The following is a 9294-nucleotide window of genomic DNA, read 5'->3' on the forward strand; positions in this document are numbered from 1 at the left end:
CGGATGGGGCGGCGGCGACGGTGCAGCACGTGTGGGCCCTGGCGGTGGCTTGGCGGCCCGGCACGACCAGGAGCGCGCTCCGCCCGAGCGGTGCGCGCCCCCGCGGCTGAGGTCCCGCTTCCCGCACCGGCGGGCGGCTTCCCCGGCGCCCTACTTGGCGGCGCCGTCGATCAGCCGGAAGAACGCCGCCTCCAGGTCGTTGTCGTCGGCCAGGCCGTGCAGCGGACCCTGGTAGCGCATGGTGCCGGAGACCAGCACCGAGATGCGGTCGCAGATCTGCGCCACTTCGTAGAGCTGGTGGCTGGAGATCAGCACGGCTCGCCCTTCGTCGGCCAGCGAGCGCAGCAACGCCCGCATGTCCCGGATTCCGACCGGGTCGAGACCGTTCGTCGGTTCGTCCAGCACCAGCACGCGCGGATCGCCGACCAGCGCGATGGCGATTCCCAGCCGCCAGCGCATCCCCAGCGAGTACTTGCCGACCTTGCGGTCGGCGTGCTCGGCCATGTCCACCTGGCGGAGCACTGTGTCCACTCTGGACTCCGGGACGCCGCGCAGCCGTGCGTGCACCAGCAGGTTCCCCCGGCCGGTCAGGAACGGCCACAGGCCGGGGTGGTCGAGCAGGAAACCCACGTCGTGCAAGGTCTCCGCCTGCCGCGGCCTGCCCCAGACGGACACGTTCCCGCTGTCCTGGCGGCGCAGGCCGCCGATGATGGACAGCAGCGTGGTCTTCCCGGCACCGTTGGGTCCGATCAGGCCGGTGACCGAGCCGGTGGGGACGTCCAAGGAGACCCCGCGGAGCACGGGGGTGCTGCGGTAGCTCTTCACGATGTCGTCGGCGGCGAGTGCGGTGCTCATCAGATCTCCTTGCGTCGTAGGACCATGCAGGACAGCGCGGTGGCAGCGGCGGCGAGCACGACCGACAGCAGCATCGCGGCGAACGCGGGCCCGAGGTCGGCCAGCGGGCTCCCCGGTGGCAGCGCGACCCCGTTCGCCCGCACTTGGCCGAACGGGAGCATCGCGCGCAGCGGCCAGCCGAAGGGGTTGAGGAACCAGAAGGCCTTGTCCGCGGTCAGCATCCCCGCCAACGCGCCGACGACGCCGACGGCGATGGTGGTCGCCATCGCGGCTGCGAGGGTCAGCAGCAGCATCAGCCCGGCGATCCCCAGCAGTGCCACCCACATCGCGGCGGCGCCCGCCAGTGCGTCCGCGGGAACCGGGACCCCGCTGTTGATTCCGCCGATCCACAACGCGAGGCCGAGGATGAGGCTGGGCACCGCGGTGATCACGGCCAGCGAGGCCATCTTGGCGAGCACCAGGCCGTTGCGCGCTACCGGTGCGGCGAGCAGGAACAGCCAGGCCTCCCGATCCTGGGTGACCGCGATCCCGACGAGCAGGGCGATGAACGCGGGAAGCAGGCTTCCCCAGCCGGTCAGCGTCATACCGCGGTACTCGGGCCAATCGGCGCCGAGCGCGGTCGAGACGACCATGGGCAGCGCGATCACCAGCGGCGTCAGCGACATCAGCCACACCAGGGAGCCCCGGCGTGCGCGGTAGAGCTCGGTGCCGATGATGGTGCCGAGCCCGGCGGTGTTCCGGGCAGCGATGGACATGGCGGTTCCTCCCGAGGATCTGCGGCCGGTAGGGGTGGATTGCGCGGGTGGCCGTCCGCGCCGGTTCTGCGACGGCATTCAGATCTCCTTGCGCCGCAGGACGACGCAGGCCGCTGCGATGGTCGCGGCGGCCAGCGCGAGCGACAGCAGCATCGCCGTGAGAACCGGCCCCGTGGCGGCCAGCGGGCTGCTGTCCGGGATCTCGACGCCGACCAAGCGCCTGCCGAACGGGAGCATGGCGCGCAGCGGCCAGCCGAAGGGATTGACGAACCAGAACGCCTTGTCCGCGGTGAGCAGGCCCGCGAACACCCCGACGACTCCGGCGCCGACGGTGACCGGGAAACCGAAGCTGATCGCCAGCAGCAGTAGCAGGCCCGCGATCCCGAACAGCGCCACCCACATCGCGAGCACTCCGGTGAGCGGCCCGGTGGGCAACGCGAGGCCCGCGAGCAGCGCACCGGCGCACAACGCGATGCCGAGCACGAGGCTGCCGAGCGCGGTGACGACCACCAGCGCGGCGGCCTTGCCCAGCACCAGGTGGTTCCGCGAAACCGGCGCGGCGAGCAGGAAAAGCCACGCGTCCCGGTCTTGGCGCACGTCGAGCCCGATGGCCAGCGCGGTGACGGCGGGCAGCAGTCCGCCCCAGCCCATCAGCGCCAGCCCCTGCCACTGCTCCCAGTCACCGCCGAGAGCAGTCGCGAGCAGCATGGGCAGCGCCAGCGCGACGGGGCTGAGCAGCATCAGCCACAGCAGGGGCCCGTGGCGCGCGCGGTAGAGCTCGGTTGCGACGACGGTGCCGAAACCAGCCGTGGTTCGCTGCGCGGTGCCGATCGACATGCGACGTCCTTCCTTCGTCGTTCGGAAGGTACGTAGCCGCGTCGGCGCCGCTGGTTCACGACCGATCCGCGATGACCGCAGCGAGTGGGTCAGCGCATCAGGGCTTGCGGGGCATCAGGGCTTGCGGGCGATGCCGCCGAATTCCCAGATCTTGTTCTCCAGCTCGGGGCGGGCGGGGATCTCGTAGTCGAACAGGGCGTCGGTGTGCATGGCCGGTTCTTGCTCGCTGGGCCGCCAGCGGGTGATGTTGACCAGTCCCGGATCAACCACCTCGAGCCCGTCGAACAGGGCGGTGACTTCGGCTTCGGTGCGGACCCGGCCCCACGTGGTCTGCTCGTTCATGAACCGGGTGAGGAATTCCGCGGCGTCGGCGTCGTCGCTGACCAGGTGCGACATCATCAGGTAGCTCCCGGACGGCACCGCGTCGAGCATGGTCGCGACCGCCTGCCGCGGCTCGGCTTCGTCGGGCAGGCAGTGCAGCACCGACACGTACAGCACCGCCACCGGCTCGTGCGCGAAATCGATGAGCCGCCTGGTGTCGTCGTGCTCGAGGACCGCCGCGGGCCGGGCCATGTCGGCCTGGATGACCGTCGTGCGCTGATCGTCGGTGAGCAGCGCCCGCCCGTGCGCGAGCACGACGGGGTCGTTGTCCACGTAAACGACGTGCCCGCCGGAGTTCTCCTGCTGCGCCACTTGGTGCACGTTGAGCTGGGTCGGCAGGCCGCTGCCGAAATCGATGAACTGCCGGATTCCCGCCTCGCGCGCCAGGTATCGCACGCCGCGGCCGAGGAAGGCGCGGTTGTCCCGCGCCGTGGTGATGATGTCCGGAACGCCTTGCAGCATCGCGTACGTGGCGTCCCGGTCGACGCGGAAGTTGTCCTTGCCGCCGACCGCGTAGTCGTAGATGCGGGCCACGCTGGGAACCGAGGTGTCCACCTCGGGCGGTAGCGACGACGGTTCGCTTCCGGGGGTGCGCTCGGGGTCGTCCATGCTGATCTCGGCCCATCTGACGGTGCGGCTGCGTCCGGGCGCAGCTCCCGGGGGTCAAGATCATCTTAGTCGATGTCCGAGATCCCTGACAGGGTTTCGCGCGGCCTCCGTCCGGTTGATTTCGCAACCATTGCTGAGTTTTCCGCGCCGCCGCAACGTTTTCGTGCGGGTTTCTCCGCCGGGACATCCCCGGTTCGATCCGAAAATGCCCGCGCGGGGCGGCGTCGACTTGTACTCTCGCGTCCGTGGATCCGTTCGCCAGTTCAGCTCCGGTCCTGGTCACCATCGGGGACATCGCTTGCACGCAGGACGAGGTGATCACCCCGTCCGGCCGCGCGCCGATCGTCGGCACGACGTGGACCTTCACCGACATGTCCCGGACCAACAGCGGGATTCCCGCGTGGGCCATCGTGTGCGCGGTGATCTTCTTCCTGTTCTGCTTCCTCGGACTGCTGTTCCTGCTGGCGAAGGAGGAGCGCACCGATGGTTCGGTCCAGGTGACCGTGCAAGGTCCGGGTCTGCTGCACACGGTGCAGGTCCCGGTGTTCGCCCAAGCGGCCGCCATGGACTTCAACGCCCGCGTCAACTACGCCCGCTCCCTGGCCCACCAGCCCTTCTGAGCCACCGCCCGCGTCGAGAGCCGGCGCTGCACTCGGATCGCCGCGAGGACGATCAGCTCCCGGGAAGCGCTGCCCGGACGTGCTCACCGCCCCGCCGCGCGGGATTCGGCCACGAACTTCCTTCAGGTCGGGCGCGATCCGCCTGTCACCCGACGTCGCCCCAGGACGTTTTCGCCGTTCGCGAATGAGTGTGGCCGCCGCCGCACGCGAACACCCTCCCGACGCGGTGAGCAGCATCCGCCGCTTTGCGTTCAAAGCGTGTCGTGGTTTTGGGTTCGTTGATCGGCTGGTTCGTGACCAGCCGGTGCGGAACCGACGCAGCGCAACCACCGCACCGTGGGGCCTGCGGGGGCTCGGCCCCCGCAACCAATACGACGGGCCACGGCGAACCCGCAGCCGCGGTGAGCAGCAGCCGCCGCCTCGTGGGGCCGATGAGAGTCGAACTCACACTGCCTAGGACCTAAACCTAGTGCCTCTGCCTATTGGGCTACGGCCCCGATGGGGTGCCAGCTTAACGGGTGGTGATGTCCGTTGTGTCCCCGACCGGGCGGTTCGGCTGTTCTCCGGCGGTGCCGGGAGGCGGTCGGGACACTGGGAACGGTCGCTGGGTGCGCTGCGGGCGTGTGATCTACGGTGTCCGCAGCAGGGTGTACTTGGAGGAGGACCGCGTGGCCCGTGATCCCGACGCGATCCAGCGCGAAATCGAGAAGACTCGTGACGCGCTGGCTGAGACGCTGGACGAGTTGAGCACGAAGGCGGATCCGAAGCGGTTCGTCGAACAGGGCAAGGCCGGCGTGCAGGAGCGGCTGAACGACCCGAGGGTGCGGTACGTCGCGATCGGTGTCGGTGCGTTGGTCGCCGTCATCGTGGTGCGCAAGATCTTCCGGTGATTGCCGTGGGGTGCGCCCGGCGGGTCACCGGCCCTCCGGGCGCATGACCGCGACTTCGGCTCCGCGGTGCACGGTTCCGCCGCGCACCACGCGCATGATGGTGCCGAACTTGTTGTCGTGTTCGTCGATCAGCCGGGTTTGCAGCGCTGTCCAACGCGTTCGTCCGCGCGCGTCCCAGCTGGGCACTGCGCAGCGCACGCACGCTCCGGCGCGTTCCCCGGTGATCTCCAAGGTCACTTCGCCCGCGGTGACGGTGGTGCCGGGTTCCCAGTCGAGTTCGCCGAACGGTGCGATGTCCGCGTCCAGGTGCACGTTCGGCCGGAACCGCAGCAGATCCACTTCGTCGCCCATTTCCGCGGTGAGCGCGTCCAGCGTGGACTGCAGCGTGACCAGCACGGTCGGGCCGCGGTCCTGGTTGCCCGCGGCGCTGTGCAGGCTCAGCGGGATGCCGAGGGATTCGGTCAGCGCCGCGGGCAGTTCGGGGTCGTTCCACTTCCAGTCGGTGCCCGCTCCGTCGTGCAGCGTCGGCGGCAGCGCCGGGTCGGCGGCCGCGCCGTAGTCGCTGCTCCAGTGCAGCAGCGCGGGGTTCTGCCGCACGGTCAGCACCGCGCCCGATCGCTTCTCCCGCTCGTCGCGCAGCACGTGCGCCCGGTCGCCGACCATCCCGCCGTCCGCGAACCGCGCCGCGCCGACGGCTTCTCCGCGCAGTGACTTCACCGGCCAGCGGTGCAGCTGCGCCACGTTCCCTCGCGACAAACCGACCTCCTCAGCTCGTTCGCGAGGTTAGCGGTTCGCCCGTGCGCGGTTCAGCGCTGCTTGCGCAACAAGGGGAGCAGGGCCTCGCCGAGCAGCCGGTCCACGAAACGCGTGTCCAGTGGTTCGCCGGTGAGCATCAGGCGGTGCAGCAGACCCGCTCCGGCCAGTTCGACGACCGTGTCGACCGGGGCGTCCGGGGCGATCTCGCCGCGCTCCGTGCCCCGTTCCATGATCAGCCGCAGCACGTTGCGCTGCGGGAGCAGGAACGACTCGCGGAACGCGGCGGCGAGTTCGCTCTCGTGCGGCAGTTCGCCGACCAGCGCCTGGGCGGCCATGCCCGCCGGGCCGGTCAGGAACGTGGCGAAGGCGCGCAGGAATTCGCCGAGGTCGCCTGCGACGCTGCCGGTGTCCGGTTCGGGGATGTTGCGCTGCACCAGCTCGGTGCAGGTGTCGATGACCAGGTCGAGCTTGGATTCCCAGCGGCGGTAGATGGTGGCTTTGCCCGCGCGCGCCCGCGCGGCCACCGCGTCCATGGTCAGCGCGCGGTAGCCGACTTCGGCCAGCACCTCCATGGCGGCGGTGCGCAGGGCTGCGTCCCGGGTCGCGTCCCGGGGGCGCCCGCGCCCGGGCGGGCTGCTGGTCGGTGCGTTCACGGCATCCATCCTAGAGAGGGCGACGGGCTGCGTGCGCGCATCGGATCACCGCGGCGCGTTGCTGGAGGCGTCGGCGGCGGCCGCGGCCTGCCGCGTCGCCTCGTCCGAGAGGCCGTGCCGGGCCTGCAGGTAGGCCGTGCTGAACGCGAATCCGTCGCCGTTGAGCAGGTGGATCACCACGCGGCCGCTGGAGTTCGGGGCGAGGTGCTCGATGATCTGGTCGGCCTGGTCCCTGGCTGCGATGAGACCGGGTGCGCGTGCGGTTCGGGTGTTGCCGTCGGCCGAGACGGTGACGGACCAGTCGTCGCCGTCCGGCACGTAGTTGGCGGTTATGTGTCCCGTTGCCATGTTGCCTCCCCGTCGCGCGGTTGCGGACGGTGACTCCGCGCATCGGCCGGGTGGCGCGCCTGCCTTGCGGGCGTCGCGGCCTCGGCCGTGGCCGCCGAGTCACCTCAGCGTGACCGCCGACTCTACGGGTTAGCCGTCAGCGAGGTCTTCGGGACTGTCGATATCGAAACCTTCCGAGATGCCGTCGCAGCTCACCAGGGTGACGTCGTGCGCACGCAGGTAACCGCGCGCACCCGCGTCGCCGATCGCGCGCTCCGCTGCTGCCCGCCAGTGCGCACGCCCCAGTAACACCGGGTGACTGCGTCGTTGCTCGATCGCGGCAGCGGCGAGGGCGTCCTCGGCGGTGTGCGCGACGACCCGGCGGACGGCTTCGGCGCTGACTCCGGGCATGTCCACGGGCAGCACCGCCGCGGCCACGACGTCGTCCGGCTCGTCGTCGAGCGCGGTGAGCGCGGCGCGCAGCGACGAGCCCATGCCGCTGGGCCACTCCGGGTTGGGGACCACCGAGACGTTCCGCAGCTGCGCGCGGCTTCGCACTTCGTCGGCTGCGGCGCCGAGCACCACCAGCACGGGTGCACAACCACCTGCGGCGAGCACCTGAGCGGCCCGGTCGACGAGCAGGGCGCCGCGGTATTCGACGAGCGCCTTCGGCTTGCCGAACCGGCGGCCCGCGCCTGCCGCCAGCACGACCCCTGCTGTTCGCATGGGCGGCAGATTACTCATCACCCCATTGCTCATCACCCCAGCCGCAGCAGGCCCTCCACGCCTTCGATCCCGAAGTACAGCGCGAACACCGCCGACAGACCGATCAGCAGCCCGCCGAGTTCCCGGGCTCTGCCGGTGCACACGCGGATCGCGCAGAACGCGATCAGGCCCGCACCGATGCCGTTGGTGATCGAGTAGGTGAACGGGATGACCGCGATGGTGAGGAACACCGGCAGCACGTAGCTCGCGTCGTCCCACGGGATGTGCCTGCACTGCGCCATCATCATGCCGCCGACCAGCACCAGCGCCGGAGCCGCCGCCTGCGCGGGAACGACTCCGGCCAGCGGCGTGAACAGGGTCGTGGCCACGAACAGCAGTCCGGTGAGCACGCTGGCCAGCCCGGTCCGGGCGCCTTCCCCGACACCGGCGGCCGATTCCAGGAACACGGTGTTGGGTGCGCTGCCGGTGACTCCGCCCGCCACCGCGCCGAACCCGTCGACCAGCAGGATTCGCCCCATCGCGGGAACCGAGCCGTCGGCGCCGGTGGTCAGTCCCGCTTCCCGGCTCACGCTGGTGATCGTGCCCATCGCGTCGAAGAACCCGGACAGCACCAGGGTGAACAGGAACGCCGCACCGGCCACCGCCCCGGCGGAGGTGAAACCGCCGAACAGGTCGACGCGCCCGAACGTGCCGAGATCGGGCGCGGACACCAGCGAGCCGGGAACCTCGGGGATGATCACTCCCCACTGCTCGGCGGGCACCTCGAACACCGCCTGCACCAGCATCGAGGCCACCGTGCCGACTGCGATGGCCAGCAGGATCGCGCCGGGCACCCGACGGGCCACCAGCACGATCATCAGCAGCAGCGTCAGGCAGAACAGCGCGCTCGGCCAGCCCACCAGGTGCGCGTCCGGGCCGCTGCCGAGCTGCACCGGCACGGTGGTTCCGGCCGAGTCCGGTTTGCGGGTGACGATCCCCGCGCTGACCAGTCCGACCAGCGCGATGTAGAGGCCGATGCCGACGGTGAGCGCGGTCTTCAGCGGCGGCGGGATGGCCAGGATGATCCGCTCCCGCAGGCCGCTGACGGCCAGCACGACGATCGCCGCGCCCGCGAGCACCACCAGCCCGAACGCCTCCGGCCAGGTCATCGCGGGCGCGATGGTGAACGCCACCACCGGGATGACGCCGAGCCCGGCGGCCATCGCCAGCGGCGCGTTGCCGACCACGCCCATCAGCACGGTCATCACGCCCGCGCACAACGCGGTGGCCGTGGTGAGCTGGGTGGTGTTCAGCGTCGCGCCGGTGCGGTCCGCGGCCGAGCCGAGGATCAGCGGGTTGAGCAGCACGATGTAGGACATCGCGACGAACGTGGTCAGGCCCCCGCGGAACTCGCGGCCGACGGTGGAACCGCGCTCGGTGATGCGGAAGTAGCGGTCGATCGGGGCGGACTTCTGGCGCAGCATTGAGCCTCCGTTCGCGACTTCGGGTTTTTCGCGCAGGACGGCGCGGCCCGGTGGCTCCGGGCTCGGGTTCGGGAGTTGCTACCTCGGTGGCAGCGTGCGGAAGGTGGTTCGCGCAGCTGCGGCGCCGATCACCGGCTGATCGCCGCTTGTCGAACCTGTCGGCGGCCTGCGCGGATCCGCGGCAGGCGTCAGTACTCGACCCGGTCGGGCTTGGCCAGCCACCGGTCGAACGGCGCGTTGCGCTCGTCCAAGGCGATCTGGCGGACCTCGGTGGGCCACGGCTTGCCCGGGTCGCGGAACAGGTCGTGGAACGCGCGGTCGTCGAACCCGGCGTGCGCAGCGTCCTCGCGGTCGGCGGCGTAGAGCACCCGGTCCAGCCGCGCCCACAACGCCGCGGCCAGGCACATCGGGCACGGTTCGCA

11 protein-coding genes, 1 tRNA gene and 1 pseudogene are annotated in these 9294 nt (G+C 70.7%); 2 read left to right on the forward strand and 11 right to left on the reverse strand.

The features are described 5' to 3' along the window. Positions 1–150: 150 nt before the first annotated feature. The 4 genes from IJH84_RS18860 to IJH84_RS18875 all read right to left on the reverse strand — a co-directional run bounded on the left by IJH84_RS18860 (position 151) and on the right by IJH84_RS18875 (position 3437). Entirely contained in the window at positions 151–855 is a 705-nt protein-coding gene (locus tag IJH84_RS18860; protein ID WP_200073458.1) for an ABC transporter ATP-binding protein, read from the reverse strand. After that, positions 855–1610, reverse strand: a complete 756-nt coding sequence (locus tag IJH84_RS18865) for an ABC transporter permease (RefSeq protein ID WP_295146880.1) — start codon at positions 1608–1610, stop codon at positions 855–857. The genes IJH84_RS18860 and IJH84_RS18865 overlap by 1 nt, the downstream gene beginning before the upstream one ends. A 78-nt stretch (positions 1611–1688) precedes the next feature. Further along, positions 1689–2447, reverse strand: a complete 759-nt coding sequence (locus IJH84_RS18870) for an ABC transporter permease (RefSeq protein ID WP_295146882.1) — start codon at positions 2445–2447, stop codon at positions 1689–1691. 114 nt (positions 2448–2561) lie between these two features. Further along, on the reverse strand, positions 2562–3437 hold the full coding sequence (locus IJH84_RS18875) for an SAM-dependent methyltransferase (protein ID WP_295146884.1): 876 nt from the start codon (positions 3435–3437) through the stop codon (positions 2562–2564). A gap of 245 nt (positions 3438–3682) precedes the next feature. Between IJH84_RS18875 and IJH84_RS18880 the strand changes: the two genes are divergently transcribed. Further along, positions 3683–4057: a hypothetical protein gene (locus tag IJH84_RS18880; RefSeq protein ID WP_295146886.1), complete on the forward strand. Its 375-nt coding sequence runs from the start codon at positions 3683–3685 to the stop codon at positions 4055–4057. 423 nt (positions 4058–4480) lie between these two features. Here IJH84_RS18880 and IJH84_RS18885 read toward each other — a convergent pair. Then, a tRNA-Leu gene (locus IJH84_RS18885) sits at positions 4481–4554 on the reverse strand. A gap of 171 nt (positions 4555–4725) precedes the next feature. On the opposite strand from IJH84_RS18885, the gene IJH84_RS18890 reads away from it, so the two are divergent. Then, positions 4726–4947, forward strand: coding sequence for a DUF3618 domain-containing protein (locus tag IJH84_RS18890; protein WP_200073454.1), 222 nt, complete (start codon positions 4726–4728; stop codon positions 4945–4947). 24 nt (positions 4948–4971) lie between these two features. Here IJH84_RS18890 and IJH84_RS18895 read toward each other — a convergent pair whose 3' ends face one another. From IJH84_RS18895 to IJH84_RS18920, 6 genes and pseudogenes are all read right to left on the reverse strand, one after another. Continuing rightward, positions 4972–5703 carry an MOSC N-terminal beta barrel domain-containing protein gene (locus tag IJH84_RS18895; protein WP_295146889.1) on the reverse strand — a complete coding sequence of 244 codons (732 nt, stop codon included), beginning with the start codon at positions 5701–5703 and terminating at the stop codon, positions 4972–4974. Positions 5704–5753: 50 nt separating this feature from the next. Beyond that, complete coding sequence (locus IJH84_RS18900) at positions 5754–6365, reverse strand: TetR/AcrR family transcriptional regulator (protein ID WP_295146893.1); 612 nt, start codon at positions 6363–6365, stop codon at positions 5754–5756. A 36-nt stretch (positions 6366–6401) separates the two neighbouring features. Next, positions 6402–6704 (reverse strand): hypothetical protein, encoded by a 303-nt coding sequence (locus IJH84_RS18905; protein ID WP_200073451.1) that lies wholly within the window; start codon positions 6702–6704, stop codon positions 6402–6404. A 129-nt stretch (positions 6705–6833) separates the two neighbouring features. Further along, positions 6834–7409 (reverse strand): nucleotidyltransferase family protein, encoded by a 576-nt coding sequence (locus IJH84_RS18910; RefSeq protein ID WP_295146898.1) that lies wholly within the window; start codon positions 7407–7409, stop codon positions 6834–6836. A 32-nt stretch (positions 7410–7441) separates the two neighbouring features. Next, on the reverse strand, positions 7442–8872 hold the full coding sequence (locus tag IJH84_RS18915) for an NCS2 family permease (protein WP_200073449.1): 1431 nt from the start codon (positions 8870–8872) through the stop codon (positions 7442–7444). A 188-nt stretch (positions 8873–9060) separates the two neighbouring features. Further along, positions 9061–9294, reverse strand: a pseudogene (locus IJH84_RS18920) (nucleoside deaminase); the annotation flags it as partial.

This window comes from Saccharopolyspora sp. (assembly GCF_017434145.1).
Classification (GTDB): domain Bacteria; phylum Actinomycetota; class Actinomycetes; order Mycobacteriales; family Pseudonocardiaceae; genus Saccharopolyspora_C; species Saccharopolyspora_C galaxeae.

Coding starts and splice junctions, on each gene's coding strand:
- IJH84_RS18860 (WP_200073458.1), bottom strand. CDS start 855: ATGAGCACCGCACTCGCCGCCGACGACATCGTGAAGAGCTACCGCAGC.
- IJH84_RS18865 (WP_295146880.1), bottom strand. CDS start 1,610: ATGTCCATCGCTGCCCGGAACACCGCCGGGCTCGGCACCATCATCGGC.
- IJH84_RS18870 (WP_295146882.1), bottom strand. CDS start 2,447: ATGTCGATCGGCACCGCGCAGCGAACCACGGCTGGTTTCGGCACCGTC.
- IJH84_RS18875 (WP_295146884.1), bottom strand. CDS start 3,437: ATGGACGACCCCGAGCGCACCCCCGGAAGCGAACCGTCGTCGCTACCG.
- IJH84_RS18900 (WP_295146893.1), bottom strand. CDS start 6,365: ATGGATGCCGTGAACGCACCGACCAGCAGCCCGCCCGGGCGCGGGCGC.
- IJH84_RS18905 (WP_200073451.1), bottom strand. CDS start 6,704: ATGGCAACGGGACACATAACCGCCAACTACGTGCCGGACGGCGACGAC.
- IJH84_RS18910 (WP_295146898.1), bottom strand. CDS start 7,409: ATGCGAACAGCAGGGGTCGTGCTGGCGGCAGGCGCGGGCCGCCGGTTC.
- IJH84_RS18915 (WP_200073449.1), bottom strand. CDS start 8,872: ATGCTGCGCCAGAAGTCCGCCCCGATCGACCGCTACTTCCGCATCACC.